At 64.2% G+C, this 26,372-nt stretch carries 23 protein-coding genes; 20 read left to right on the forward strand and 3 right to left on the reverse strand.

Features of this window, described 5'->3' with window-relative positions; genetic code table 11:
- Positions 1-8 precede the first annotated feature (8 nt).
- The 6 genes from hflC (at position 9) to LY284_RS04020 (ending at position 6,750) form a co-directional block, all read left to right on the forward strand.
- A complete protein-coding gene (gene hflC / locus LY284_RS03995; protein WP_014191601.1) occupies positions 9-911 on the forward strand; it encodes a protease modulator HflC in 903 nt (300 codons plus the stop codon).
- A gap of 52 nt (positions 912-963) precedes the next feature.
- On the forward strand, positions 964-1,155 hold the full coding sequence (locus LY284_RS04000; RefSeq protein WP_014191600.1) for a DUF2065 domain-containing protein: 192 nt from the start codon (positions 964-966) through the stop codon (positions 1,153-1,155).
- Positions 1,156-1,271: 116 nt separating this feature from the next.
- Positions 1,272-2,423, forward strand: coding sequence for an ATP phosphoribosyltransferase regulatory subunit (locus tag LY284_RS04005; RefSeq protein ID WP_014191599.1), 1,152 nt, complete (start codon positions 1,272-1,274; stop codon positions 2,421-2,423).
- Positions 2,424-2,575: 152 nt separating this feature from the next.
- Entirely contained in the window at positions 2,576-3,922 is a 1,347-nt protein-coding gene (locus LY284_RS04010; RefSeq protein ID WP_014191598.1) for an adenylosuccinate synthase, read from the forward strand.
- 101 nt (positions 3,923-4,023) lie between these two features.
- Positions 4,024-4,584 (forward strand): phosphoribosyltransferase, encoded by a 561-nt coding sequence (locus tag LY284_RS04015; RefSeq protein WP_014191597.1) that lies wholly within the window; start codon positions 4,024-4,026, stop codon positions 4,582-4,584.
- 273 nt (positions 4,585-4,857) lie between these two features.
- Positions 4,858-6,750: a potassium transporter Kup gene (locus LY284_RS04020; RefSeq protein ID WP_014191596.1), complete on the forward strand. Its 1,893-nt coding sequence runs from the start codon at positions 4,858-4,860 to the stop codon at positions 6,748-6,750.
- Between the two features lie 75 nt (positions 6,751-6,825).
- Here the strand turns inward: LY284_RS04020 and LY284_RS04025 are convergent, their stop codons facing one another.
- Positions 6,826-9,153 carry a Tex family protein gene (locus LY284_RS04025; protein WP_014191595.1) on the reverse strand — a complete coding sequence of 776 codons (2,328 nt, stop codon included), beginning with the start codon at positions 9,151-9,153 and terminating at the stop codon, positions 6,826-6,828.
- A gap of 213 nt (positions 9,154-9,366) precedes the next feature.
- Here LY284_RS04025 and LY284_RS04030 point away from each other — a divergent pair, with 213 nt between their 5' ends.
- The 3 genes from LY284_RS04030 to LY284_RS04040 all read left to right on the forward strand — a co-directional run bounded on the left by LY284_RS04030 (position 9,367) and on the right by LY284_RS04040 (position 12,801).
- Positions 9,367-10,209, forward strand: coding sequence for a hypothetical protein (locus LY284_RS04030; protein WP_014191594.1), 843 nt, complete (start codon positions 9,367-9,369; stop codon positions 10,207-10,209).
- A 57-nt stretch (positions 10,210-10,266) separates the two neighbouring features.
- Positions 10,267-10,488 carry a DUF465 domain-containing protein gene (locus tag LY284_RS04035; protein WP_014191593.1) on the forward strand — a complete coding sequence of 74 codons (222 nt, stop codon included), beginning with the start codon at positions 10,267-10,269 and terminating at the stop codon, positions 10,486-10,488.
- 84 nt (positions 10,489-10,572) lie between these two features.
- The gene (locus LY284_RS04040) at positions 10,573-12,801 is read left to right on the forward strand and encodes an ATP-dependent DNA helicase (protein ID WP_014191592.1); all 2,229 of its coding nucleotides are present in this window, start codon (positions 10,573-10,575) and stop codon (positions 12,799-12,801) included.
- 76 nt (positions 12,802-12,877) lie between these two features.
- Here LY284_RS04040 and LY284_RS04045 read toward each other — a convergent pair whose 3' ends face one another.
- Positions 12,878-13,711: an outer membrane protein assembly factor BamD gene (locus LY284_RS04045; protein WP_014191591.1), complete on the reverse strand. Its 834-nt coding sequence runs from the start codon at positions 13,709-13,711 to the stop codon at positions 12,878-12,880.
- Between the two features lie 135 nt (positions 13,712-13,846).
- On the opposite strand from LY284_RS04045, the gene LY284_RS04050 reads away from it, so the two are divergent.
- From LY284_RS04050 to phaR, 6 genes are all read left to right on the forward strand, one after another.
- Positions 13,847-15,007: an RluA family pseudouridine synthase gene (locus LY284_RS04050; protein ID WP_375294230.1), complete on the forward strand. Its 1,161-nt coding sequence runs from the start codon at positions 13,847-13,849 to the stop codon at positions 15,005-15,007.
- Positions 15,004-15,840: a peptidoglycan editing factor PgeF gene (gene pgeF, locus LY284_RS04055; protein WP_014191589.1), complete on the forward strand. Its 837-nt coding sequence runs from the start codon at positions 15,004-15,006 to the stop codon at positions 15,838-15,840. The genes LY284_RS04050 and pgeF overlap by 4 nt, the downstream gene beginning before the upstream one ends.
- Before the next feature lie 356 nt (positions 15,841-16,196).
- Complete coding sequence (phaC, locus tag LY284_RS04060; RefSeq protein WP_041730453.1) at positions 16,197-18,239, forward strand: class I poly(R)-hydroxyalkanoic acid synthase; 2,043 nt, start codon at positions 16,197-16,199, stop codon at positions 18,237-18,239.
- A 75-nt stretch (positions 18,240-18,314) separates the two neighbouring features.
- Positions 18,315-19,496 carry an acetyl-CoA C-acetyltransferase gene (locus LY284_RS04065; RefSeq protein WP_014191587.1) on the forward strand — a complete coding sequence of 394 codons (1,182 nt, stop codon included), beginning with the start codon at positions 18,315-18,317 and terminating at the stop codon, positions 19,494-19,496.
- A gap of 72 nt (positions 19,497-19,568) precedes the next feature.
- Positions 19,569-20,309, forward strand: a complete 741-nt coding sequence (locus LY284_RS04070) for a 3-ketoacyl-ACP reductase (protein WP_014191586.1) — start codon at positions 19,569-19,571, stop codon at positions 20,307-20,309.
- 157 nt (positions 20,310-20,466) lie between these two features.
- Positions 20,467-21,039, forward strand: a complete 573-nt coding sequence (gene phaR, locus LY284_RS04075; RefSeq protein WP_014191585.1) for a polyhydroxyalkanoate synthesis repressor PhaR — start codon at positions 20,467-20,469, stop codon at positions 21,037-21,039.
- A gap of 69 nt (positions 21,040-21,108) precedes the next feature.
- Here the strand turns inward: phaR and LY284_RS04080 are convergent, their stop codons facing one another.
- Positions 21,109-21,894: a hypothetical protein gene (locus LY284_RS04080; protein ID WP_014191584.1), complete on the reverse strand. Its 786-nt coding sequence runs from the start codon at positions 21,892-21,894 to the stop codon at positions 21,109-21,111.
- A gap of 152 nt (positions 21,895-22,046) precedes the next feature.
- Here LY284_RS04080 and LY284_RS04085 point away from each other — a divergent pair, with 152 nt between their 5' ends.
- From LY284_RS04085 to bktB, 5 genes are all read left to right on the forward strand, one after another.
- A complete protein-coding gene (locus LY284_RS04085; protein WP_014191583.1) occupies positions 22,047-22,349 on the forward strand; it encodes a type II toxin-antitoxin system HigB family toxin in 303 nt (100 codons plus the stop codon).
- A 4-nt stretch (positions 22,350-22,353) separates the two neighbouring features.
- Positions 22,354-22,716 (forward strand): type II toxin-antitoxin system HigA family antitoxin, encoded by a 363-nt coding sequence (locus tag LY284_RS04090; RefSeq protein WP_014191582.1) that lies wholly within the window; start codon positions 22,354-22,356, stop codon positions 22,714-22,716.
- A gap of 101 nt (positions 22,717-22,817) precedes the next feature.
- Positions 22,818-24,209 (forward strand): 30S ribosomal protein S12 methylthiotransferase RimO, encoded by a 1,392-nt coding sequence (gene rimO / locus LY284_RS04095; RefSeq protein ID WP_375294231.1) that lies wholly within the window; start codon positions 22,818-22,820, stop codon positions 24,207-24,209.
- A 4-nt stretch (positions 24,210-24,213) separates the two neighbouring features.
- On the forward strand, positions 24,214-25,137 hold the full coding sequence (locus LY284_RS04100) for a sugar kinase (protein WP_014191580.1): 924 nt from the start codon (positions 24,214-24,216) through the stop codon (positions 25,135-25,137).
- Positions 25,138-25,179: 42 nt separating this feature from the next.
- Positions 25,180-26,364: a beta-ketothiolase BktB gene (gene bktB, locus LY284_RS04105; protein WP_014191579.1), complete on the forward strand. Its 1,185-nt coding sequence runs from the start codon at positions 25,180-25,182 to the stop codon at positions 26,362-26,364.
- Positions 26,365-26,372 lie beyond the last annotated feature (8 nt).

The following is a 26,372-nucleotide window of genomic DNA, read 5'->3' on the forward strand; positions in this document are numbered from 1 at the left end:
GCGCGAACATGAATCGAATCATCGCGCTCGTCGTCGCCGTCGTCATCGTGCTGTTCATCGGTTCGTCGATGATCTTCACCGTCGACGAAAGACATGCCGCCATCGTCGCCGCGCATGGCGAAGGCAACCCGCGTCTCGAAGGCCCCGGCCTGCACTTCAAGCTGCCGCCGCCGTTCCAGACGCTTACGCTCATCGACACGCGCACGCTCACCATCGACGAATCCGGCGCGGACCGCTTCTCGACTTCGGACAAGAACGAAGTGCTGGTGAACACGGTCATCAAGTATCGCGTCGCCGATCCGCTGAAGCTTTTCGAGAGCAACGAGAAGAACACGCAGACGGCCGAGGAGCGCATCCTCGCGCTCGCGCGCACGGCGCTCGCGAGCAGCTTCGCGAAGCACACGCTCACCGAGTCGCTCGGTAATCAGCAGGCGCTCGCGAGCGACGCGCAAAAGAGCGTCGAAGGCGCGGCGGCGGCGTTCGGCGTGCAACTCGTCGATCTGCAGATGACGCGCATCGACTTTCCGTCGGCGGTGGCCGATTCGGTCTACAAGCGCATGATCGCGGCGCGGCAGCAGGCGGCGGCGAACGAGCGCGCGAAGGGCACGGCGGAAGCGGACAAGATCAAGGCCGACGCGGAACGCACGCAACAGGCGATTCTCGCGGACGCCTACAGCCAGGCGCAGTCGATCAAGGGCGAAGGAGACAGCAAGGCGGCGGCCATCGCGGCCGATGCCTACGGACGCGATCCGCAGTTCTACCAGTTCTATCAGAGTCTCGAAGCGTATAAGAAGACGTTCAAGCCGGGCGATGTCATGGTCGTCGACCCGAGCAGCGATTTCTTCCGCTTCATGAAGAGCCCGACGGGCGGCGCGGCGGACACGTCGCCTCCCGCCACGGCGAAACGCTGATTCCCGCCCGCGCCACGCGCCGGCTTCCGGCCGGCGCGGCGCCTACGATCCCCTGGACATGGCCGAGACGTTACTGCTCGCTGTTGCGTTGATGCTGATCATCGAAGGCATGTTTCCCTTCGTTTTTCCGACCGCGTGGCGCGATACCTTTCGCCGCATCGCGGAGCGGCCCACGCACCATATCCGCATCGGCGGACTGGTCGCGATGGTGCTCGGCCTGATCCTGCTGCTGATCGCCACGTAAACCGCGGCGGGCAGCGCGCCGCCATATCGCCTATCTTGTCTTTATCCTTTCGTCCCTGACCGTCGAAGTCCTCGCGCCTGAAGCGCGAAGGCTCGCGTCCCGTAGGAATCGCATCGATGTCCACCTGGTTACTTCCTGAGAATATCGCCGACGTTCTGCCGTCGGAGGCCCGCAAGATCGAAGAGCTGCGCCGCCGCCTGCTCGACCGGTTCCGTTCGTACGGCTACGAGCTCGTGATGCCGCCGATGCTCGAATACCTCGAATCGCTGCTGACGAGCGGCGGAAGCGATCTGAACCTGCGCACCTTCAAGCTCGTCGATCAGTTGTCCGGCCGCACGCTGGGCCTGCGCGCGGACATTACGCCGCAGGTCTCGCGCATCGACGCGCACCTGCTGAACCGGAAGGGCGTGACGCGCCTGTGTTATGCCGGCGTGGTGCTGCACACGCGGCCGCGCGGGCTGCACGCGACGCGCGAGCAGATCCAGATCGGCGCTGAAATCTACGGCCACGCAGGGCTCGAAGCGGATCTCGAGATTCAGCAACTGATGCTCGATTCGCTGCATCTGGCAGGTCTGAGGAAAGTGCGTCTCGATCTGTGCCACGCGGGCGTGCTCGCCGCGCTGCTGGAGCTCGAACCGGCCGCGGCGTCGCTCGGCGAAGGGCTTTACGACGCGCTCGCGAGCAAGGACGTGCCGCGTCTGAATGAACTCACCGCGCATCTCGGGCAAGTGCCGCGCGAAGCGTTGCGCGCGTTGCCGTCGCTGTATGGCGATGCCTCGGTGCTGCAAATTGCGCGGGGCCGTCTGCCCAATCTGCCGGTGATCGCGCGCGCGCTCGACGACCTCGCGTTCCTCGCAAGTCAGGTCGAAGGCGCGGAACTGATGATCGATCTCGCGGATTTGCGCGGCTACGCGTACCACAGCGGCGTCATGTTCTCCGCCTACATCGATGGCGTGCCCAATGCCGTTGCACGAGGCGGCCGTTACGACGACGTTGGCCTCGCGTACGGTCGTGCGCGGCCGGCGACGGGCTTCTCGCTCGATCTGCGCGAAGTGGCGCGCATCTCGCCCGTCGACGCGCGCGGCAGCGCGATTCTCGCGCCGTGGAAGCACGACGAACCGCTGCGCGCGGCGATTCTCGCGCTGCGCGATGCGGGCGAAGTCGTCATTCAGGCGCTGCCCGGCCACGACCACGTGCTCGACGAATTCGCGTTCGACCGCGTGCTCGTCGAGCGCGACGGCGCATGGACGATCGAGCCGCGCACTTGAGCACGGCAAATACAGTCGCTTGATCGGAAAGGACTTTTTATTAGCCGATGTCGATCATGCGAGCGTGACGAAATCGCGAAACGCGGCCCGAAAAACTCGGAACCTTCCGCGAACCTAGGTAAAATACGTTTTTAACCAGCTAACGAATCAACATGTCTGCCAGTGCAGTGAATGTGAACCCCGGGCGCAACGTCGTCGTGGTGGGCACCCAGTGGGGTGATGAGGGCAAGGGCAAGATCGTCGACTGGCTGACGGACCACGCCCAGGGCGTCGTGCGCTTCCAGGGCGGTCACAACGCCGGCCATACGCTCATCATCGGCGGCAAGAAAACCATTCTGCGCCTCATTCCGTCGGGCATCATGCGCGCGGGCACGGCCTGTTACATCGGCAATGGCGTCGTGTTGTCGCCGGAAGCGCTGTTCAAGGAAATCGACGAACTCGAAGCCGCGGGCATCGACGTTTCGAAGCGCCTTTTCATCTCCGAAGCCGCCACGCTCGTTCTGCCGTATCACGTCGCCATCGACCAGGCGCGCGAAGCCAAGCGCGGCGCGGGCAAGATCGGCACGACCGGCCGCGGCATCGGCCCGGCGTACGAAGACAAAGTGGCCCGCCGCGGCTTGCGCGTGCAGGATCTCTTCGAGCCCGCCGTGTTCGAGGAACGCCTGCGCGAAGCGCTCGATTTCCATAACTTCGTGCTGACGCAGTATCTCGGCGCGAAGGCCGTCGACTTCCAGGAAACGCTCGACACGATGCTCGGCTACGCCGACCGTCTCGCGCCGATGGTCACGGACGTCTCCCGCCGCCTCTACGACGCCAACCACGCCGGCAACAATCTGCTGTTCGAAGGCGCGCAAGGCACGCTGCTCGACATCGACCACGGCACGTATCCGTTCGTCACGTCGAGCAACTGCGTCGCGGGCGCGGCGACGGCTGGCGCGGGCATCGGGCCGCAGCGGCTGAACTACATTCTCGGCATCACGAAGGCGTACTGCACGCGCGTCGGTTCTGGCCCGTTCCCGAGCGAGCTGTACGACGCCGACAATCCGCAGCGTCAGGAGAAGGTCGGCCTCGATCTCGCGACCGTCGGCAAGGAATTCGGTTCGGTCACGGGCCGTCCGCGCCGCACCGGCTGGCTCGACGCCGCCGCGCTGCGCCGCTCGATCCAGATCAACGGCATTTCGGGCCTGTGCATGACCAAGCTCGATGTGCTCGACGGCCTCGACGAAGTGAAGCTCTGCACGGGCTACACGCTCGACGGCAAGCCGGTCGACATCCTGCCGCGCGGCGCATCGGAAGTGGCGCGTTGCGAGCCGGTGTATGAAACCTTCGGCGGCTGGAAGGAAAGCACCATCGGCATCACGCAATGGGATGCGCTGCCCGCGAACGCGCGCGCTTATCTCACGCGCGTGCAGGAAGTGGCGGGCGTGCCGATCGACATGGTGTCGACCGGCCCGGACCGCGACGAAACCATCCTGCTGCGCCATCCGTTCAAGGTCTGAGCGCTTCCGAGCCTCGACCCGAACCGGACGCTGTAAAAAATGTGGCCGCCTCCCTGCGGCCACATTTCGTATATAACCTAAGCATTTGAAAGAGCCTCACCATGATCGCGATGACGGACCCGCGCAACGACGAAAAGAACCTCTGGGTCGGCTGGGATGAATACCACCGGCTGATCGAAGTCCTCGCACTGAAAGTGCACGAGTCGGGCTGGAAGTTCGACAAGATCCTGTGTCTCGCGCGCGGCGGCCTGCGCGTGGGTGATCAGCTTTCGCGCATTTACGACCTGCCGCTCGCCATTCTCGCCACGAGCTCGTACCGCGAAGCCGCGGGCACGGAGCAGGGCGAGCTGGACATCGCGCAGTACATCACGATGACGCGCGGCGATCTGTCCGGCAACGTGCTGCTCGTCGACGATCTCGTCGATTCCGGCGTCACGCTCGCGCGCGTGCAGGAGCATCTGAAGGAGCGCTACCCGGGCATCACGTCGGTGCGCTCGGCAGTGCTCTGGTACAAGGCGTGCTCGAAGATCAAGCCCGACTATCACGTTCAGTTTCTCGAAACGAACCCGTGGATTCATCAGCCGTTCGAGGAGTGGGACACGGTGCGCCCGCACAACCTCGGCGCGTGGATCAAGCGGGGCATGCAAAACGGCCGCGGGTAAGGTGAGACGCCTGATCGTTTTTTACAGCATCACGAGACGAGCGCCGTTGGTCCGGGCACGCTGCCCGGGCCAACGGCGTTGTCGTTTGCGGGCACGGCTGGCGGGCTTCGCAACCCGTGCCGAGCGCGCCCGCCGACGCGCACGGGGCGCGATGCTAAACTCTCACTCGCGGCTCTCGTGGCGCATGAGCAACACGCAAGAAGACATCTTCGCGTGCGACGTTAGATAGAATGGCGTTCGTTTTATTCCGCTCTGGACGGATACATCGCTTTTATGACTAACACGACTCACGCGCACGAGCATAAACAACCCATGTCCTCGCTTGCGCTCGCGGCCATCGGCGTAGTTTTCGGCGACATCGGCACGAGTCCTCTTTATTCGTTGAAGGAAGCCTTTAGCCCATCGCACGGCATCGGCTTGTCCGAGGCGTCGATCCTCGGCGTCATCTCCTTGCTCTTCTGGGCGATCGTCATGGTGGTCGCCGTCAAATACGTGCTCTTCGTCATGCGCGCCGACAACAACGGCGAGGGCGGCGTGTTCGCCATGACCACGCTCGCGCTGCGCAGCGTGAATCAGGCGGGCAAGGTCTCGGGCGTGCTGATGATGCTCGGCATCTTCGGCGCGTGCATGTTCTACGGCGATGCGGTCATCACGCCGGCGATGTCGGTGCTGTCGGCGGTCGAAGGTCTCGAAATCGCCGCGCCCAAGCTCACGCCCTACGTGTTGCCGATCACGATCGTCATCCTGATCGCGCTGTTCTGGATTCAGCGCCACGGCACCGCGGTGGTCGGCAAGCTCTTCGGCCCGATCATGGTCGTGTGGTTCGTGACGCTCGCCGTGCTGGGCGCCGCGCACATCATCATGGAGCCGCGCATCATTGTCGCGCTCAATCCGTATTACGCGTTTTCGTTCATGAAGGAGCACGTGCTGCAGGCGTATATCGTGCTCGGCTCCGTCGTGCTGGTGCTGACGGGCGCGGAAGCGCTGTATGCCGACATGGGCCACTTCGGCGTGAAGCCGATCCGCTACGGCTGGTACGGCCTCGTGATGCCCTCGCTGCTGCTCAATTACTTCGGCCAGGGCGCGTTGCTGATGCATTCGCCCAAGGCCATCGAAAGCCCGTTCTTCCTGCTCGCACCCGACTGGGCATTGCTGCCGCTCGTGATTCTGTCGACGGTCGCGACGGTGATCGCCTCGCAGGCAGTCATTTCGGGCGCGTACTCGCTCACGAGTCAGGCGATCCAGCTGGGCTACGTGCCGCGCATGAAGATCCTGCATACGTCGGAACTCGCGATCGGCCAGATCTATATTCCGCTCGTGAATTGGATGCTGCTGTTCATCATCCTGTGCATCGTCATCGGCTTCAAGAGTTCGGAGAATCTCGCGGCGGCGTACGGTCTCGCCGTTACCGCGACCATGCTCACGACCACCATCCTCGTGTCGGTGGTGATGGTGAATCTGTGGGGCTGGAACCGCTTTCTCGTCGGCGGGATGATCGCGGTGTTCCTGATGATCGACATCGGCTTTTTCGGCGCGAGCCTGCTCAAGATCGAGCAGGGCGGCTGGCTGCCGCTGTGCATCGGCGGCGCGCTCTTCTTCCTGCTGATGACGTGGTACAAGGGCCGCATGATCGTGAAGGATCGCACGGCCGCGGACGGCATTCCGCTCATGCCGTTCCTGCAAGGCCTGCTCGCGCATCCGCCGCATCGCGTGTCGGGCACGGCGATCTATCTCACCGGCAGCGATTCGCTCGTGCCCGTGAGCCTGCTGCACAACCTGAAGCACAACAAGGTGCTGCACGAGCGCACCATCTTCATGAACTTCACGACGCGCGACATTCCTTATGTCGATGACGCGCATCGCCTCGAAGTGAAGGACATCGGCGGCGGCCTGTTCCTCGTGAAAGCGGCGTACGGCTTCAACGAGACGCCGGACGTGAAGGCCGTGCTGGAGCAGATCACGCGCACGCACGCGATGACCTTCGAGCTGATGGACACGTCGTTCTTCATGGCGCGCGAAACCGTTGTGCCAACGGAACTGCCGGGCATGTCCGTGTGGCGCGAGCGCGTATTCGCGTGGATGCATCAGAACGCGGCAAAGCCGACGGACTTCTTCAGCATTCCCGCGAATCGGGTCGTCGAACTGGGAACGAAGATCGAAATCTGACGCAGCGTTTTTCAGGCGCGCAAAAAGAAACCCCACGTCGCAAGACGTGGGGTTTTTTGTTGGCAGCCTGAAGTCTCAGCGTTTCAGTTTCGCGAACGCCGCCGCCATTGCGCCTCCCGGTTCCGGCTCGCGGCGCTGGTTCGGACGTGCATCGCGCCGGCGATCTTGCGACGCACCGCGCGGCTGCGATCCGGCGTTGGAACTGGCCGGCGCAAGGTCGTCGTCGAGGCGCATCGTGAGCGAAATGCGCTGGCGTTTCACATCGGTTTCCAGCACCTTCACCTTCACGACCTGGCCCGCCTTCACGACTTCATGCGGATCCTTGATGAATTTCGTCGACAGCGCCGACACGTGCACGAGGCCGTCCTGATGCACGCCGATATCGACGAACGCGCCGAATGCGGCCACATTCGTCACGACGCCTTCGAGGATCATGCCCGGCACGAGATCCGAAATCTTCTCGATGCCTTCCTTGAACGTCGCCGTCTTGAATTCGGGGCGCGGATCGCGGCCCGGCTTTTCCAGTTCGGCGAGAATGTCGCGCACGGTCGGCAGACCGAAACGATCGTCGACGAATTCCGTCGGCGAGAGTCCCGTCAATGCCTCGCGCTTGCCGAGCACATCGCCGATATGCTTCTTGATTTTCGCGAGCATGCGCTCGACGACCGGATACGCTTCCGGGTGCACCGACGAGCGATCGAGCGGATTCTCGCCGTTGTTGATGCGCAAGAAGCCTGCTGCCTGCTCGAAGGTCTTGTCGCCGAGACGCGGCACCTTTTTCAGATGCTCGCGCGACGGGAACGGCCCGTTGGCGTCGCGATAATCGACGATATTGCGCGCGAGCGTGCCGTTCAGCCCCGACACGCGCGCGAGCAGCGCGACCGATGCCGTGTTCGCATCGACGCCGACCGCGTTCACGCAATCCTCGACGACCGCATCGAGCGAGCGCGCCAGTTCGCGCTGATTCACGTCGTGCTGATACTGGCCGACGCCGATCGCCTTCGGCTCGATCTTCACGAGTTCGGCGAGCGGGTCTTGCAAACGCCGCGCGATCGACACCGCGCCGCGCAACGAGACGTCGAGTTCCGGAAATTCCTTCGCCGCCAGTTCCGACGCCGAATACACCGACGCGCCCGCTTCCGAGACGACGATCTTTTGCAACTTCAGGTCCGGATGCTTGGCCATGAGCTCGCTCGCGAGCTTGTCGGTTTCGCGCGACGCGGTGCCGTTGCCGATCGACACGAGCTCGGCCTGCGTCTGCGCCGCGATGCGCGCGAGCTTCGCGATGGAGCCGTCCCAGTCGCGGCGCGGCTCGTGCGGATAGATGGTGTCGGTGGCGAGCAGCTTGCCCGTGCGATCGACGACCGCGACCTTCACGCCCGTGCGCAGACCCGGGTCCAGACCGATGACGGCCTTCGGACCGGCTGGCGCGGCGAGCAGCAAGTCCTTCAGATTGCGCGCGAACACGCGAATGGCTTCGTGTTCGGCTTCTTCGCGCAACTGCGTGAGCAATTCCGTTTCGATGTGCGGCTGCACCTTCACGCGCCAGCACCAGCGGCACACGTCGGAGAGCCATTTGTCGGCGGCGCGTCCGCGATTGGCGATGCCGAAATGGCCCGCGATCATCGTTTCGCACGGGTGCGGAATCTGCGCGTCGAGTTCTTCGCCCAGGCCGAGCTTGACGCTTAGAACACCCGCATTGCGGCCGCGAAACAGCGCGAGCGCGCGATGCGACGGCACCGTGCGGATCGTTTCGCTGTAGTCGTAGTAGTCGCGGAATTTCTCGCCTTCTTCGCCTTCCTTGCCGGCCACCACACTCGACATGACGAGCCCCTGGCCGAACAGATGCTCGCGCAGCTTGCCGAGAATTTCCGCGGTTTCGCCGAACTGCTCGGAGAGGATGTCGCGCGCGCCGTCGAGCGCGGCTTTCGTATCGGCGACGCCCTTGTCCGCATCGACGTACTTGGCGGCTTCGGCTTGCGGGTCGAGTGTCGGGTCGGCGAGCAGCGCCTGCGCGAGCGGCTCCAGTCCGGCTTCGCGGGCGATTTGCGCGCGCGTGCGGCGCTTGGGCTTGTAGGGCAGGTAAAGGTCTTCGAGCACCTGCTTGCTGTCGGCGCCTTCGATGGCGTTGCGCAATTCGTCGGTGAGCTTGCCTTGCTCGTCGATGCTCGACAGAATCGCGGCGCGGCGGTCTTCGAGTTCGCGCAGATAGAGCAGGCGCTCTTCGAGCGTGCGCAATTGCGTGTCGTCGAGGTTGCCCGTGACTTCCTTGCGGTATCGGGCGATGAACGGGACAGTCGAGCCTTCATCGAGAAGCTGCACGGCGGCGGCGACCTGGCGCGGCTGCACGGTGAGTTCGGTGGCGATGCGCTGTACGATCTTGAGTGCTACGGTTTCCGTCATGATTCTGCGCTGTCTTCGGCTCGGCGGCGCGGTCCGCGCCGCGTGCGCCGGATTCGCGTGAGCGAGGCGCTGCGGGCGGGCGGCCGCGTGACGAGCGGGGTTCGGACCGGGTTGCTGAGCCGGGCATTTTGCCATAAATGCCGGAGCGCTCCGGCGCGCGATGATAGAATTTGGGCATCGGCGAAGCCGCTTCGCACCTGATTCCTTATCACGTTGCCCGTCATTCATTTGCCCAACTTTCGCCTTTCGTACCTGCCGGCCGCGGCGGCCGTGTTGCTGTCGTGCGTAACGGGCGCAGTTGCTCCGTCCAGCGCGCTCGCTCAATCCGCCAAACCGATCGATCCCGGCACGTCCGTGAGTGCGCGTCCGCTCGACGCCGCGCCGTCATCCGAAAAGAGCGCCGACGACGCGCTGAAAGCCGGCTTCGTCGAGCGGCAGAAAGTGCTGGATCAGCGCACCGAAGAAAACAACTACCGCTACGGCGTGAAGCAGCACGACTGCTATAGCAAGTTCTTCGTGAATCATTGTCTCGACAACGCGCGCAACGAAATGCGCGACGCGCGTCAGCAGATCCGTCAGGAGCAGCTCGCGCTCGACGACGAGCAGCGCGCCGAACATGCGAAGGAGCGCGATCAGCAGGCCGCGATCAAACGGGCGCAATATCAGGCGGAAGCGCCGCAGCGCGCGGCGAACGAGCAGGCAAGCCAGAAGGCTTTCGAGGACAAGCAGCGTCAGAACGCGCTCGCCGCCGCGCAGCGCGAGGGCGAAGCGCCGCAGCGCGCGGCCAATCAGAAGGCCTACGACCAGAAGCAGGCGGACTACCAGAAGAAGCTCGACGAAGCGCGCGCACGCGGCGTGCAGGACGCGCAGGAACGCGACGAGAAAGCGCAGCGCTTCGAGCAGAAGCAGCAGGAAGCGGCGCAGCATCGCGCGGAAGTCGAGGCGCGCCAGAAGGAAGCCGCGAGAAAGGCGCAGGAAAAGGCGCAGCAGCAGGAGCAGGAGCGCCAGGAACAACTGAAGCTCAAGCAGCAACAACAGCAGCAGCAAGGTAAATAGGGCGGGCTGTGGCGCGAGCCGGGCAAGCCCGAGCGAAGAGGATGAAAGGAGGCGAGCATGCAGCAGCGCTTGAACGCACCCCGTCAACCCGCCACGGATGCCGCCGTGCTTCGCGATCGCATCGCGCAATTGCAGGACGAGCATCACAGCCTGGACACGCTGATCGACAAGTTGTCCGGCATCGACGATCTGGAGCTGAGGCGCTTGAAAAAGCGCAAGCTCAAAGTGAAGGACACCATTCTCCTGCTGCAATTGCAGCTGGACTCGGACGCGCACTGAACGCCGCGCGCCGGCCGCGGGCTCGCGCTGGCGCCGGCGTCTCGCGAAGCTGAGCGCGCCGGAACCCGCAGGAATTAGCACGCCTTGAACTCATCCGCACAAACCAGCGACGACGCGACCGCGTCGCTCGCGCTGACGACCAAGCGCAGCGCCGAGCTCGACGCTATCTTCTCCGCCCAGGGGCTTCTCGCACGCGCGATCGACGGTTATCGATCGCGTGCGTCGCAGATCGAAATGGCGCGCTCGGTCGCGGCCGCGATGGAAGCGTCCGGCCGCGCCATGCCCGAGCCCGCGATGTTCGAGGCGCAGCGCCGCCCCGCGCGCAAGCTCGGCCCGTCGGACAAGCCTTATGAGCCGGAAGAGCAGCCGGCCGGGGATATCGGCATCGCGACGGCGAAGACGGCTATCGACGGCGGCGAGAACACGCTTATCGTCGAGGCTGGAACGGGTACGGGCAAGACCTATGCCTATCTGGTTCCGGCCATGCTGTGGGGCGGCAAGGTCATCGTCTCGACGGGCACGAAGCACCTTCAGGATCAGCTCTTTCAGCGCGACATTCCGACCGTGCGCGACGCGCTTGCCGTGCCGGTGTCGGTGGCGATGCTGAAGGGCCGCGCGAACTACCTGTGCCACTATTACCTCGAGCGCACCGCCGACAACGGCCGTCTGCCGTCGCGCCAGGACACGTCGCATCTGCAGGAGATCGTCCGTTTCGCGAAGATCACGCGCACCGGCGACAAGGCCGAGCTCGCGAGCGTGCCGGAGAATTCGCCGGTCTGGCCGATGGTCACGTCCACGCGCGACAACTGTCTCGGCCAGGAATGTCCGCACTACAAGGAATGCTTCGTCATGCAGGCGCGCAAGGAGGCGCAGCAGGCGGACATCGTCGTGGTGAATCATCACCTGTTCTTCGCCGATGTGATGCTGCGCGACACCGGCATGGCCGAACTGCTGCCCACGGCGAACACGATCATTTTTGACGAGGCGCATCAGTTGCCCGAAACGGCGACGCTCTTTTTCGGCGAGACGCTTTCGACCACTCAACTGCTCGAACTCGCACGCGATACGGTCGCCGAAGGTCTTTCGCATGCGCGCGACGCCGCCGACTGGACGAAGCTCGGCGCCGCGCTCGAACGCGCCGCGCGCGACGTGCGGCTCGCGTTCAAGGAAGATTCGGTGCGCCTGTCGCTCGGCCAGTTGCCGGATGGCCATCCGATCTTCGAAGCGCTCGACACGCTCGAAACGCATCTCGCGGCGCTCGCCTCCGCGCTCGGCTCGCATGCGGAGCGCGCGGAATCGTTGCAGGCGCTGGTGCGCCGCGCGCGCGAGTTGCAAGATCTGCTCGCGGGCTGGACCACGCCGCCGACTTCGCTGGAGCGCGCTGTCGTCGCCGACGAGGACACGGCCAGGGAAGCCGCGAAAGAAGAACCGAACGAAATGGTGCGCTGGATCGAAGTGTTCTCGCACACGGTCCAGTTGCACGAAACGCCGCTGTCCGTCGCGCCGATTTTCGCGAAGCAGCGCGCGGGCGTGCCGCGCGCGTGGATCTTCACGTCGGCGACGCTTTCCGTGCGCGGCGATTTCACGCATTACGCGGCGCAAATGGGCCTGAACGCGCGCCGTTCGATGACCTTGCCGAGCCCGTTCGACTATCCGTCGCAGGGTTTGCTGTACGTGCCGCGCAACCTGCCGCAGCCTTCGTCCCCGCAATTCACCGATGCCGTGTTCGAAGCGGCGCTGCCCGTTATCGAATCGGCGGGCGGCGGCGTGTTCGTGTTGTGCACGACGCTGCGCGCGGTCGATCGCATCGCCACGCGTCTGCGCGAGGTGATCGAGCGGCGCGGCTGGGACAATCCGCTGCTGGTGCAGGGCGACGCGAGCCGGACCGAATTGCTCGACCGTTTTCGCGCCTACGGCAACGCGATTCTCGTGGGAAGTCAAAGCTTCTGGGAAGGCGTCGATGTACGTGGCGACGCGCTTTCGCTCGTCGTCATCGACAAGCTGCCGTTCGCGCCGCCGGACGATCCCGTGCTCGCCGCGCGCCTCGACGCGCTCACCAAGAAGGGCCTGAGCCCGTTCGCCGTGCATCAGTTGCCGCAGGCCGTCATCACGCTCAAGCAGGGCGCGGGGCGTCTGATTCGCGCGGAAACGGATCGCGGCGTGTTGATGATTTGTGACACGCGCCTCGTCGACAAGCCTTACGGCCGGCGCATCTGGCAAAGCCTGCCGCCGTTCAAGCGCACGCGCGAACTGGACGTGGTGCGCGAGTTTTTCACCGACGCGGCGAAATGGAAAACGGAACTGGCGGAATAACGCTCGGAGTCCTGACTATTTGTCGAAACAAAAAAATGGCCGGTTGATAACCGGCCATTTTTGCGTCGTGCCTGAATTACCAGATCTGGTACCAGGGCTTGTCGGCGTTCGCGCGGCGCTTGCCCGTCACGTACGGGCTGTCCGGGAACGTCGCGGCGAGCACGCGCTTGGTGTCGTCGGCGAGTTGCGGCTGATCGAGCTTCTCGTACGACAGCATCATGATATGCAGCGCGTCTTCCGTGGCCGGCGCGTTCTTGTATTCGCGAATCGCGAGTTGCGCGCGATTGATCGCGGCGACATACGCGCCACGGCGATAGTAATAATCTGCCGCGTGGACTTCGTGCGAAGCGAGCGCGTTCACGATATAGCGCATGCGCTGCGCGGCGTCGGGTGCGTACTTGCTTTGCGGATACCGGTCGACCACGACCTTGAACGCGTCATAGGACTCGCGCAGCGACTTGGGATCGCGCTCGCTCATGTCCTGACCCGAAAAGCGGCCGAAGAGGCCGAGGTCGTCGTTGAAGTGGATCATGCCCTTGAGATAGTACGCATACGCGATCTCGGGATGATCCGGGTGCAGCTTGATGAAACGGTCGATGGCCTGGTCGGCGTTCGCGGTTTCACTGTCCTTCCAGTTGCAGTACGCGACGTTGATCTGCGCCTGCTGCGCGAAATGGCCGAACGGGTCGCGCCCTTCGAGCGCCTCGAAGTACTTGGCACACTTGCCCCAGTCGCTGCCGGAGAGCGCGTCCTGAGCCTCCGTATATAATTTGTTGTTATTCCACGTTGCCGTTTCGTCGGTCTTCTCGGGCAGTCCGTGACAGGCCGCGACGACGGCGACGCTCGCGGCCAGCGCCAGATACTTGATCGATTGACGCATCGAGTGATGAATGGTGTTGAAGGCTCGCATCAGTGCTTGCTGTTCCTGGCTGATTCTTGCAGATTCTTCGCTGTTTCTAGCTGTGTTTCCGGCGTGGCTTGCCGCTTCATGGGCCGCTTTATGCAGCCCGCCTTTGCAGCCTCATGCCGCCGAATTTTCGTTCAAATGACCCGCTCAAGTACTCGTCGTACCAAAGACCAACTCAAAGATTATAGCCGAAGCGCCACCGGCGACGACTCGGCATCCGCCGATTCCGCAGCCGGCGCGGACCGCGAAGCGCCGCGCGAGGCGCGCGTGCCCGACGCGCTCGCGGGCGAGCGGCTCGACAAGGTGCTCGCCAGGATCTTCCCCGAGTTCTCGCGCAACCGCATGCAGGGCTGGATCGAGGAAGGGCGCGTGCTCGTCGACGGCGCGCTCGCGAAGGTGCGCCAGCCCGTGCCGCTTGGCGCCATGATCACGCTCGTGCCGGACCTGCTGCCCGAGCAGCTCGCGTTCGCGCCGGAAGCCGTGCCGCTGCATATCGTGTATGAGGACGAGACGCTCGTCGTCATCAACAAGCCCGCGGGCATGGTCGTGCATCCGGCGGCGGGCAACTGGAGCGGCACGCTGCTCAACGGTCTCTTGCATCGTTACGGCGAGGCGGCCGCGGGGCTGCCGCGCGCCGGCATCGTGCATCGGCTGGACAAGGAAACCTCCGGGCTCATGGTCGTCGCGCGCACGCTGCAGGCGCAGACCGACCTCGTGCGTCAGTTGCAGGCGCGCACGGTGAAACGCCGCTACGTCGCGTTCGTGTGGGGCAATATGCGCGACGAAGGCACGATCGACGCGCCCATCGGCCGCGATCCGCGCGAGCGCACGCGCATGGCGGTGGTGCAGAGCGCATCGGGCAAACCGGCGCGCACGCACTTCAAGACGATCGACCGCACGACGTGGCACGGCCAGCCGGTGAGCGCCATTCATTGCGATCTCGAAACCGGCCGCACGCATCAGATTCGCGTGCATTGCGCGCACGCGGGGCATCCGCTGCTCGGCGATCCCGTGTACGGACGCGCGCGCGGCAAGCGTTCGGTGACGCCGTTGCCGAACGGTTTCGCGCGTCAGGCCCTGCACGCGTGGCGGCTCGGCTTGATCCATCCCGCGACCGGCAAGGACGTGCACTGGCGCGCAGACGTGCCGGAAGACATCGCGGCGCTCGCCGCGGAACTCGGCTTCGGGCAGGATGAGGAAGTCGAATTCGACGAGGAGGGCGACTTCGCGCAAGCCTACGAAATGGGCGAGGGCGAAGACGACTGGGACGACGAAGACTACGAGGACGACGAAGCATGACGCACGACACCGCCGATCTGCAATCGAAGGACTGCCTCTGGCCGCAATGGAAGGTGTCGCCGCGCGTGCGGGCGTTCGTCACGACGCGCGCGGGCGGCGTGAGCATCGCGCCTTTCGGTGGCGGCGCACCCGGCGCGGGCGGGCTCAATCTCGGCTTTTCATCGGGCGATGCACCGGAGTCCGTGCGCGAGAATCGCCGTCGCGCGCTCGCCCTGACGGCTTCGCCCCATGCCGCGTGGCTCGAACAGATTCACGGCACGCAAGTCGAAGACGCGCACGCGGTCATCGAACGTCTGGCGCAAGGCGAACGCACGCGCGCCGACGCCAGCGTGACCGACCGCGCGGGCGTCGTGTGCGTCGTGATGACGGCCGATTGCCTTCCGGTGCTCTTTTGCGACGACGAAGGCCGCGCCGTCGGCGCCGCGCACGCGGGCTGGCGGGGGCTTGCGGGCGGCATCATCGAGAAAACGGGCGAGCGGGTCGCGGCGCTCGCGGGCGTGCCGGCCTCGACGCTCAACGCGTTTCTCGGACCGGCCATCGGCCCGGCCGCGTTCGAAGTGGGCGAGGACGTGCTCGATGCCTTCGCCGCCGCCGCGCCGCCCGATCGCCGCGACGCGACGAAAGCGGCGTTCAGGGCCGCTGGCGGTGCGCCCGCCAAATACTTCGCCGATATTTACGCACTCGCGCGCCTGCGCCTCGCCGATCTGGGCGTCGATGCCGCGCGCATTCACGGCGGCACGCATTGCACGGTCACGGAAAAAGAGCGTTTCTACTCGTATCGGCGCGACCGTGTAACCGGCCGCATGGCGGCGATGATCTGGCTCGCCGATTAACTGCGCGCAAATCGTGTTGGATGCTATCCGATAATCATTGCCTCGTTGTGACGAAACTCCGTACGAAACCGGAAACGAAGCCGCCGACGAAACCCCATGTGAAACACATATTTCGCATGGGGGAAAACGATAATTAAAAAAATATCGCACTGCGGCAAAATCGGGACGAAGCATTGACATGCCTGACATCCTGGAGCAAGAATGTTCCCGGAATTCATTCAATCGGGCACGGCGTAGCAAGGCTCTTTCTTGCCACGCGCATAAGGCGCACCAATACTTGCGCGCTGGTCAGGAAAGCCCGGCGATGCCTGCATTAGCAATCCAGGTCTTACGAGACTCACAGGTCAAAAGCGGGTATGGCTTCCAAATCTACTTCCTCCTCTTCCCGCTCCCGTACCGCCGACAGCACTTCGGCTCAGGCGTCATCTGCCGAATCGACAGGCGTACAGCAGGCGTTCGATCAATGGTTGAACGCGTGGCGTTCCGTCGCGGACCCCGCGCAATGGGCGAAGCTCACTCAACAGACGAATAGCGCAGCTGCGTCGAGCGCGCCGAACGCCGCCGACACCGCGAATGCAGCGGCGTCGCCGTTCGCGGCATTCAGCGCATTCGCCAACGGTTTTCCGAACGGATTTCCCTCGGCATTCCCAAATGCCTTCCCGACGCTCGGCGCCATGCCGCAGATGCCCGACATCACGAAGATGGACGGCCTCGCGGAATTCGCCAAGCTCGCGAGCAGCATGCCGGGCTTCGGCGCGGCGATGCAGGGTCTGCCCACGCTGCCGAAGATTCCCACCGCCGCGATCCCGCCCGAGCGGCTCCAGCAGTTGCAGAGCGACTATGCGCGCGATACCTCGGAGCTGCTCAAGCAGGCCGGCGCGCAGGCCATCGATCCGACCGCGCTGAAAGACCGGCGCTTCACCGATGTCTCGTGGCAATCGACGCCCGCGTATGCCTTCACGGCCGCGTGGTATCTGCTCAACGCGCGCTATCTGCAGGAACTCGCGGATGCCGTGCAGAGCGATCCGAAAACGCGCGAGCGCATTCGCTTCACGGTGCAGCAGTGGGCGGCGGCGGCTTCGCCGAGCAATTACCTCGCGCTCAATCCCGAGGCGCAAAAGGCGCTCATCGAGAGCAAGGGCGAGAGCCTGCGTCAGGGCATGCTGAACCTGCTCGGCGACATGCAGCGCGGCAAGATCTCGCAGTCGGACGAATCGCGCTTTTCAGTGGGCAAGAACATTGCCTCGACCGAGGGCTCGGTCGTGTACGAGAACGAACTGCTGCAACTGATCCAGTACAAGCCGCTCGCGCCGAAGGTCTACGCGCGCCCGCTTCTGATCGTGCCGCCGTGCATCAACAAGTACTACATCCTCGATCTGTCGCCGGAAAGCTCGCTCGTGCGCTACGCGCTGCAAGAAGGGCATCAGGTGTACATCCTCTCGTGGCGCAACGCGGATCAGTCGATCGCGCACAAGACGTGGGACGACTACGTCGAACAGGGCGTGCTCGAGACGATCGGCGTCGTGCGGGAGATCAGCGGCGAAGACCAGATCAACACGCTGGGCTTCTGCATCGGCGGAACGATTCTCTCGACCGCGCTCGCCGTGGCAAAAGCGCGCGGTGAGGAGCCGGCCGCTTCGATGACGCTGCTCACGTCGATGCTCGACTTCTCCGATACCGGCGTGCTCGACGTGTTCGTCGACGAGGCGCACGTGCAGATGCGCGAGCAGGCGATCGGCGGCAAGGGCGGCGCGCCGGCGGGCCTCATGCGGGGCGTCGAGTTCGCGAACACGTTCTCGTATCTGCGCCCGAACGATCTGGTGTGGAACTACGTCGTCGACAACTATCTCAAGGGGCGCACGCCGCAGGCCTTCGATCTGCTGTTCTGGAACAGCGATTCGACGAACCTGCCCGGCCCGATGTGCGTCTGGTATCTGCGCAATACCTACCTCGAGAACAAGCTCAAGAATCCGAACGCGCTGACCGTGTGCGGCGAGTCGATCGACTTGTCGAGCCTGGAGCTGCCGACCTTCATCTACGGCTCGCGCGAAGACCATATCGTGCCGTGGAAATCGGCTTATGCCTCCGCGCCGCTCCTCACGGGCCCGCAAAAGTTCGTGCTGGGCGCGTCGGGGCATATCGCGGGCGTGATCAATCCGCCGTCGAAGAACAAGCGCAGCTTCTGGATGATCGACAGCGACGACAAGCGCCTGCCCGACAATCCCGACGCGTGGTTCGACGCCGCGGCGGAGCATCCCGGAAGCTGGTGGCCGACCTGGTCGAAGTGGCTCGCGCAGAACGCGGGCGAACAGGTCAAGCCTCAAGCGGCGCAGGGTTCGAAGAAGTATCCGGTGATCGAGGCCGCACCTGGCCGCTACGTTCTGGAACGCGACTACTGAGCGGCGCGATCGTGCATGAGAGCACGCGATGCCGGCCCAAAGCCGCATTAACATTCGATACCAAAGGAAACTGAAATGACTGACGTAGTGATCGTATCGGCCGCGCGTACGGCGGTAGGCAAATTCGGCGGTTCGCTCGCGAAGATCGCGGCGCCGGACCTGGGTGCGACGATTATCAAGGCCGTGCTGGAGCGCGCGGGCGTGAAGCCGGATCAGGTGAGCGAAGTCATCATGGGTCAGGTGCTGGCCGCAGGCTCGGGCCAGAATCCGGCGCGCCAGTCGCTGATCAAGGCCGGCTTGCCCGACATGGTGCCCGGCATGACGATCAACAAGGTCTGCGGCTCGGGCCTGAAGGCGGTGATGCTCGCCGCGAACGCGATCATCGCGGGCGATGCGGATATCGTCGTCGCGGGCGGCCAGGAAAACATGAGCGCCGCGCCGCACGTGCTGCCGGGCTCGCGCGACGGCTTCCGCATGGGCGACGCCAAACTCATCGACACGATGATCGTCGACGGCCTGTGGGACGTCTATAACAACTATCACATGGGCACGACGGCGGAAAACGTCGCCAAGGAATTCGGCATCACGCGCGAGCAGCAGGATGCGTTCGCGGCGCTGTCGCAGAACAAGGCCGAGGCCGCGCAAAAGGCAGGCCGTTTCAACGACGAAATCGTGCCGGTCGCGATTCCGCAGCGCAAGGGCGACCCGATCCAGTTCGCCACGGACGAATTCGTGCGTCACGGCGTGACGGCCGAAGCGCTCGCGGGCCTGAAGCCGGCGTTCTCGAAGGAAGGCACGGTGACGGCGGCGAACGCATCGGGCATCAACGACGGCGCGGCGGCGGTCGTGGTGATGTCGGCGAAGAAGGCCGAGGCGCTCGGTCTGACGCCGCTCGCGCGCATCAAGGCGTACGCGAACGCGGGCGTGTCGCCGAAGATCATGGGCATGGGCCCGGTGCCGGCGTCGAAGCGCTGTCTGGAGCGCGCGGGCTGGAGCGTGAACGATCTCGATCTGATGGAAATCAACGAGGCGTTCGCGGCGCAGGCGCTGGCGGTTCACAAGCAGATGGGCTGGGATCAGGAAAAGATCAACGTGAACGGCGGCGCGATCGCGATCGGCCATCCGATCGGTGCATCGGGCTGCCGGATTCTCGTCACGCTGCTGCACGAAATGCAGAAGCGCGACGCGAAGAAGGGCCTGGCGTCGCTGTGCATCGGCGGCGGCATGGGTGTCGCGCTGGCGGTGGAGCGTCCGTAACAAGGCAACATTGGGAAGGGCAAGCGGGCGGTGTAGTTCGAGCGCCGCTCGCATAACAAAATGGAGTGAGGAATGACGAAGCGCATAGCGTATGTAACGGGCGGGATGGGCGGCATCGGCACCAGCATCTGCCAGCGCCTGCTCAAGGATGGCTTCACGGTCGTCGCGGGTTGCGGTCCGAACTCTCCGCGCCGGGTGAAATGGCTCGAAGACCAGAAAGCGCTCGGCTTCGACTTCGTCGCCTCGGAAGGCAATGTCGGCGACTGGGAGTCGACCAAGAACGCGTTCGACAAGGTCAAGGCGGAAGTCGGCGAGGTCGACGTGCTGGTCAACAATGCGGGCATCACGCGCGACGTCGTGTTCCGCAAGATGACGCATGAAGACTGGACCGCCGTCATCGACACGAACCTGACGAGCCTCTTCAACGTGACCAAGCAGGTCATCGACGGCATGGTGGAGCGCGGCTTTGGCCGTATCATCAACATTTCGTCGGTGAACGGTCAGAAGGGTCAGTTCGGCCAGACGAACTACTCGACCGCCAAGGCCGGCATCCACGGCTTCACGATGGCGCTCGCGCAGGAAGTGGCGACCAAGGGCGTGACGGTCAACACCGTGTCGCCGGGCTATATCGGCACGGATATGGTGAAGGCGATCCGTCCGGAAGTGCTCGAGAAGATCGTCGCGACGATTCCCGTGCGGCGTCTGGGCACGCCCGACGAGATCGGCTCGATCTGCGCGTGGCTGGCGTCCGACGAATCGGGCTTCTCGACCGGTGCTGACTTCTCGCTGAACGGCGGCTTGCACATGGGCTGACGGGCGGCGGCTTCCCGCGACGCGCCCGAGTGCGCGCGGGAAGCCGCCACTCGCCGGTTTAATCAACGATGCGGCGAACACGCAGCAGCGCTTTTTTGCGACAACGCAAGACCTGCTTGCTGCCATCGCAGTAAAGTTTTGCGTTTAAAGGCGTTAAATGACCACTACTACTACAAAGAAAGCCGCCGAACGACTCATCAAAAAATATCCAAACCGTCGGCTATACGATACGGAGACGAGCACTTACATCACGTTGTCCGACGTGAAGCAACTCGTGCTCGATCAGGAAGACTTCAAGGTCCTCGACGCGAAGTCCAACGACGATCTCACGCGCAGTATTCTTTTGCAGATCATTCTCGAAGAGGAAAGCGGCGGGCTGCCGATGTTCTCGTCGGTGATGCTGTCGCAGATCATCCGCTTCTACGGCCATGCGATGCAGGGCATGATGGGCACGTATCTGGAGAAGAACATCCAGGCGTTCATCGACATTCAGCAGAAGCTGACCGAGCAGAGCAAGGGTATGTACGACGGCAACGCGCTCAACCCGGAAGTCTGGTCGCAGTTCATGAACATGCAGGCGCCGATGATGCAGGGCATGATGACGAGCTACATCGAGCAGTCGAAGAACATGTTCGTGCAGATGCAGGAGCAGATGCAGTCGCAGGCGAAATCGATGTTCAACACGTTTCCGTTCCCGACGCCCACGCCTTCGTCGACGGAAAAGAAGTAGCCGGTTTCACGGGCGCGGCCGGCGTCGAGGCTTCTCGCGCCTTGGCGTGAGCGCCCGCATGCCGTCCGCTCACAGTCCGCCCACCGCGCGCGCCGGGTCCTGCGCCCACGCCGCGCTGAAATCGCCGCGATACGTGAACGCGCCGTGATGGGCGAGCTTCGAGCGGGTATCCACATAGACCTTTCCGCCCAGATCGCGCCAGCGCCGGCAAAACGCGTAGTCTTCGGAAAGATAGCGCCCGGTTCCGGGCTCGACCATCACGTCGAAAAAGCGATGGCAGTGGCCGTGCAGCGGCGAGTCCGGCGGCGCGTCGGGCACGTAGCGCAGTTCGGGCATGCGCTCGATCATCGTTTCGAGCACCGCGCGGCGGATGCACATGAAGCCCGTCGGGGCTTCGCTCACTTCCATGAACCCGTCGTCGTCGATTGTCCCGCGCGCGCCGTCGTGCGAATTCACCGGATAGCGCAGGGCGCGGGCAAAAAATTGTTCCTGCGTGAGTCCGGCGGGAATCTCGCCCGCCCAGTCGATGCGCTTCAACGGATACACGCCCGCGACCACATCGCGGTCCGCGAGCAGAAGGCGCAGCGCCTGGTCCGGCGTGAAGGCGATGTCCGCATCGATCCAGAAAAGATGCGTGTGCTGCTTCTGAGCCAGGAAATGCGCGACGGCTTCGTTGCGCGCACGGGTGACGAGGCTTTCGCCGGCGCGGATGCGCATGGAGCCCTGCACGCCGAGGCGCCACAGTTCGTTCGTCAGCGTGAGCATGCTGGTGGCGTAGCCCGACGTGACCTGGCCGGAATAGCAGGGGGTGATGAAGAGCGGGTTGAAATGGCGGAGCGCGGAGTGGTCGAGCATATTGCCTACGGATTGCGGAGCGAGGACGTGATAGTAGGGCGCGTCATGGCTGCAAATTGTGGAAAAGTGTGTGTTTTTCCGGTCTGCGCCACGTACATTCGCTAAAATTCGGCCATTGCCTCAGTCCCAATATGGGACTAAAGTGGAGCCGTATGCGAATCGTCGCGAGAAAATCGTTGTCTGCTTTCATCCGAAGGCATGCGCAGGCCGAGCAAGCCTTGTTGGCGTGGTACGCGGAAGCATCCAAGGCGGTGTGGAGAACGCCTCAGGACATCAAGGAGCAGTATTCGTCCGCGAGTTTCGTGGGCCGCAATCGCGTCGTTTTCAATATCAAAGGCAACGAGTATCGACTGATCGTGGCTGTGGCGTATCGCGTGGGCGTCGCCTATATCAAATTCGTCGGCACGCATGCGCAATACGACAAGGTCGACGCGGCAACCGTCGAGATGGAGTAAGACCATGGAGATTCATCCGATTCGCACCGAAGCCGATTACACCGCATCGCTCGCGGCCGTGGCGGTGCTCGTGGACGCCGATCCCGCTCCCGGCACGCCAGAGGGTGACGCGCTCGACATCCTGACGATCCTCATTGAGCGATACGAAGCCGAGCGCTTTCCGCTGGCCGCTCCCAGCCCGATCGAGGCGATCAAATTCCGCATGGAGCAGGCGGGCCTGTCCGTGCCCGATATGCAGCCGTACATCGGGAACCCGAACCGGGTCTACGAGGTGCTCGCGGGCAAACGCGCATTGAGCCTCGCGATGATTCGCCGCCTGCATGAAGGCTTGAACATTCCGGCCGACGTGCTCATCGGCGCGGCATAGCGGTTGTGCGGTCTCCGGCGGCAATCGCAAAATCCGCCGCCCCAGCGCGCCGGGGTAAAATAATGGATTGGCCTCGTGCGACCAGAAACGACATTCTCCCCGTGAAAAACACTTTAGATTCAATCGCCAAGACGAATCCCGCGCCGAAAATCGGCATGGTTTCCCTCGGCTGCCCGAAAGCGCTCGTCGATTCCGAGCAGATCATGACCCAGTTGCGCGCCGAAGGTTACGAAATCTCCGGCACGTATGACGGCGCGGACCTCGTCGTCGTCAACACCTGCGGCTTCATCGACGAAGCCGTGCAGGAAAGCCTCGATGCCATCGGCGAAGCGCTCTCCGAAAACGGCAAGGTCATCGTGACCGGCTGTCTCGGTGCGAAAAAGAGCGCGAGCGGCACGGGTCTCATCGAAGAAGTGCATCCGAAAGTGCTCGCCGTCACCGGCCCGCACGCGACCAACGAAGTGATGAACGCGGTGCACACGCATTTGCCCAAGCCGCACGATCCGTTCACCGATCTCGTTCCGCCCGCCGGCATCAAGCTCACGCCGCGTCACTACGCGTATCTGAAGATTTCCGAAGGCTGCAACCATCGCTGCACGTTCTGCATCATCCCGTCGATGCGCGGCGATCTCGTGTCGCGTCCCGTCGCCGACGTGATGCTCGAAGCCGAAAATCTCTTCAAGTCCGGCGTGAAGGAACTGCTCGTGATTTCGCAGGACACGAGCGCCTACGGCGTCGATGTGAAATACCGCACCGGCTTCTGGAACGGCAAGCCGCTCAAGACGCGCATGACCGATCTCGTCGGCGCGCTCGGCGAACTCGCCTCGCAGTACGGCGCGTGGGTGCGCCTGCATTACGTGTATCCGTATCCGAGCGTCGACGAAGTCATCCCGATGATGGCCGAAGGTCCGCTCAGGGGCCACGTGCTGCCGTATCTCGACGTGCCGTTCCAGCACGCGCACCCCGACGTGCTCAAGCGCATGAAGCGCCCGGCCAACGCCGAAAAGGTGCTCGAACGCGTGAAGACGTGGCGCGAAATCTGTCCGGACCTGACGATCCGCAGCACGTTCATCGCGGGCTTTCCGGGCGAAACGGAAGAGCAGTTCCAGACGCTGCTGGATTTCCTGAAGGAAGCGGACCTGGACCGCGTCGGCTGCTTCGCGTATTCGCCGGTCGAAGGCGCGAGCGCGAACGAGCTCGACGGCGCCTTGCCCGACGATGTGCGCGAGGACCGCCGCGCGCGCTTCATGGAACTGGCTGAAGAGCTGTCGGCCAAGCGCATGAAGAAGAAGGTCGGCAAGACGCTGAAAGTGCTCGTCGACGAAGTGAGCACGGATGGCGGCGTCGGCCGCACGGCAGCGGATGCGCCGGAAATCGACGGCGTCGTCTACATCGCGCCGGCGACCAAGGCATCGAAGCGCTACAAGGCCGGCGACTTCGTTTCGGTGAAGATCACCGGCGCGGACGGCCACGATCTCTGGGGCGAGGTGTAAGCACATGCCAGCGATGCCGCACGTTCTCGCGCTCGGCGAGGCCATGGTCGAGTTCAATCAGTCCACGCGCGATCAGCCGAACTATCTGCAGGGCTTTGGCGGCGATGTCTCCAACTTCCTGATCGCGGCGTCGCGTCAGGGGGCGTCGACCGGTTTCGTGTCCGCCGTCGGCAACGATCATTTCGGGCAATTGCTGCTCGATCTGTGGCGCGCGGAAAACGTCGATACATCGACCGTGCGCGTCGATCATGACGCCCCCACGGGCGTCTATTTCGTGTCGCACGGCGAGAGCGGGCATCGCTTCGACTATCTGCGCGCGGGCTCGGCGGCGAGCCGCTACGCGCCGTCGCATTTGCCGCTCGATGCCATCGCGGCGGCGAAGATCATCCATCTGTCGGGCATCAGCCTCGCGATCGGCGTGGCGGCGTGCGACGCCGCGCTTGCCGCCATCGATCATGCGCGCTCGCACGGCGTGAAGGTCAGCTTCGATACGAACCTGCGCCTGAAGCTGTGGCCGCTCGCGCGCGCCCGCGCGGTGATGACCGAAGCGATCCGCGCGACCGATATCTGCCTGCCGAGCTGGGACGACGTCACCTTGCTCACGGGCCACGAGGACAAAGACGCCATCGTCGACGCATTGCTGGCGCTCGGCCCGACAATCATCGCGCTGAAGCTCGGCCGGGAAGGCGCGTATATCGCGACGCCGGACGAGCGGCGTGTCGTGCCGGGCCGCGTCGTGCAGGCGGTCGATGCGACCGGCGCGGGCGACTGCTTCGGCGGCGCGTTCATCGCGCGCATCGTCGCGGGTGACGACGCGTTCGCGGCCGCGCGCTATGCGAACGCGGCGGCGGCTCTCTCGACGCAAGGCTTTGGCGCCGTCGCGCCGATTCCGCGCAAGGACGAGGTCGAGCGCGCGCTGGCGGAATAATCGAGCGGAATAAACGAACACCCAGGCAAAGGAGACGACAACATGCAGCGAGAAGTGGTGGTGGTAAGCGGCGTGCGCACGGCGATCGGCGATTTCGGCGGCGCGCTCAAGGACTTCAGCCCGACCGATCTCGGCGCGCGCGTCGTGCGCGAGGCGCTCTCGCGGGCGAACGTGAAGGGCGATGAAGTCGGTCACGTGGTCTTCGGCAACGTGGTCCATACCGAGCCGCGCGACATGTATCTCGCGCGCGTCGCGGCGCTCGACGGCGGCGTTGCGCAGCACGCGCCCGCGCTCACCGTGAACCGTCTGTGCGGCTCCGGCTTGCAGGCGATCGTCTCGGCGGCGCAGGCCATTTTGCTCGGCGATGCCGATGTCGCCATCGGCGGCGGCGCGGAAAGCATGAGCCGCGCGCCGTACATCATGCCCGCGGCGCGCTTCGGCCAGCGCATGGGCGATGCGCGCGTCATCGACATGATGGTCGGCGCGCTCAACGATCCGTTCGACAAGATTCACATGGGCGTGACGGCGGAGAACGTCGCGCGGAAGTTCGGCATCACGCGCGAGATGCAGGACGCGCTCGCGCTCGAATCGCACCGCCGCGCGGCGCATGCGACCGAAGCCGGTTACTTCAAGGAACAGATTCTGCCGATCACGATCGCATCGAAGAAGGGCGACATCGTCTTCGACCGCGACGAACACGTGCGCATGAACGCGACGCCGGACGACTTCACGAAGCTCAAGCCGGTCTTCGCGAAGGAAAACGGCACGGTCACGGCGGGCAACGCGTCGGGCATCAACGACGCGGCCGCAGCCGTCGTGCTGATGGAGCGCGCCGTCGCGGAGAAGCGCGGCCTGAAACCGCTCGCGCGCCTCGTCGCCTACGCGCACGCCGGCGTCGATCCGAAGATCATGGGCATCGGCCCGGTGCCGGCGACGCAAAAAGTGCTGGAGCGTGCGGGGCTTTCCGTCGGCGATCTCGACGTCATCGAGGCGAACGAGGCGTTCGCCGCGCAGGCGTGCGCCGTGTCGCAGGAACTGAAGCTCGATCCCGCGAAGGTCAATCCGAACGGCTCGGGCATTTCGCTCGGCCATCCGATCGGCGCGACCGGCGCGCTCATCACCGTGAAGGCGTTGTACGAGCTGCAGCGCATCGGCGGGCGTTACGCGCTCGTGACGATGTGCATCGGCGGCGGGCAGGGCATCGCGGCGATCTTCGAGCGCATCTGAAGGACGCA

Source organism: Caballeronia sp. PC1 (assembly GCF_021353155.1).
GTDB classification, from domain to species: Bacteria; Pseudomonadota; Gammaproteobacteria; order Burkholderiales; family Burkholderiaceae; genus Caballeronia; species Caballeronia cordobensis.

What these genes read in the sequence shown, in the direction of transcription:
- LY284_RS04065 (WP_014191587.1), top strand. Translation starts at nt 18,315, where the DNA reads ATGACTGACGTAGTGATCGTATCGGCCGCGCGTACGGCGGTAGGCAAA.
- hflC (WP_014191601.1), top strand. Translation starts at nt 9, where the DNA reads ATGAATCGAATCATCGCGCTCGTCGTCGCCGTCGTCATCGTGCTGTTC.
- LY284_RS04100 (WP_014191580.1), top strand. Translation starts at nt 24,214, where the DNA reads ATGCCAGCGATGCCGCACGTTCTCGCGCTCGGCGAGGCCATGGTCGAG.
- phaR (WP_014191585.1), top strand. Translation starts at nt 20,467, where the DNA reads ATGACCACTACTACTACAAAGAAAGCCGCCGAACGACTCATCAAAAAA.
- LY284_RS04035 (WP_014191593.1), top strand. Translation starts at nt 10,267, where the DNA reads ATGCAGCAGCGCTTGAACGCACCCCGTCAACCCGCCACGGATGCCGCC.
- LY284_RS04045 (WP_014191591.1), bottom strand. Translation starts at nt 13,711, where the DNA reads ATGCGAGCCTTCAACACCATTCATCACTCGATGCGTCAATCGATCAAG.
- LY284_RS04025 (WP_014191595.1), bottom strand. Translation starts at nt 9,153, where the DNA reads ATGACGGAAACCGTAGCACTCAAGATCGTACAGCGCATCGCCACCGAA.
- phaC (WP_041730453.1), top strand. Translation starts at nt 16,197, where the DNA reads ATGGCTTCCAAATCTACTTCCTCCTCTTCCCGCTCCCGTACCGCCGAC.
- LY284_RS04020 (WP_014191596.1), top strand. Translation starts at nt 4,858, where the DNA reads ATGACTAACACGACTCACGCGCACGAGCATAAACAACCCATGTCCTCG.
- LY284_RS04085 (WP_014191583.1), top strand. Translation starts at nt 22,047, where the DNA reads ATGCGAATCGTCGCGAGAAAATCGTTGTCTGCTTTCATCCGAAGGCAT.
- LY284_RS04070 (WP_014191586.1), top strand. Translation starts at nt 19,569, where the DNA reads ATGACGAAGCGCATAGCGTATGTAACGGGCGGGATGGGCGGCATCGGC.
- LY284_RS04010 (WP_014191598.1), top strand. Translation starts at nt 2,576, where the DNA reads ATGTCTGCCAGTGCAGTGAATGTGAACCCCGGGCGCAACGTCGTCGTG.
- LY284_RS04080 (WP_014191584.1), bottom strand. Translation starts at nt 21,894, where the DNA reads ATGCTCGACCACTCCGCGCTCCGCCATTTCAACCCGCTCTTCATCACC.
- LY284_RS04005 (WP_014191599.1), top strand. Translation starts at nt 1,272, where the DNA reads ATGTCCACCTGGTTACTTCCTGAGAATATCGCCGACGTTCTGCCGTCG.
- bktB (WP_014191579.1), top strand. Translation starts at nt 25,180, where the DNA reads ATGCAGCGAGAAGTGGTGGTGGTAAGCGGCGTGCGCACGGCGATCGGC.
- LY284_RS04090 (WP_014191582.1), top strand. Translation starts at nt 22,354, where the DNA reads ATGGAGATTCATCCGATTCGCACCGAAGCCGATTACACCGCATCGCTC.
- pgeF (WP_014191589.1), top strand. Translation starts at nt 15,004, where the DNA reads ATGACGCACGACACCGCCGATCTGCAATCGAAGGACTGCCTCTGGCCG.
- LY284_RS04015 (WP_014191597.1), top strand. Translation starts at nt 4,024, where the DNA reads ATGATCGCGATGACGGACCCGCGCAACGACGAAAAGAACCTCTGGGTC.
- LY284_RS04050 (WP_375294230.1), top strand. Translation starts at nt 13,847, where the DNA reads ATGACCCGCTCAAGTACTCGTCGTACCAAAGACCAACTCAAAGATTAT.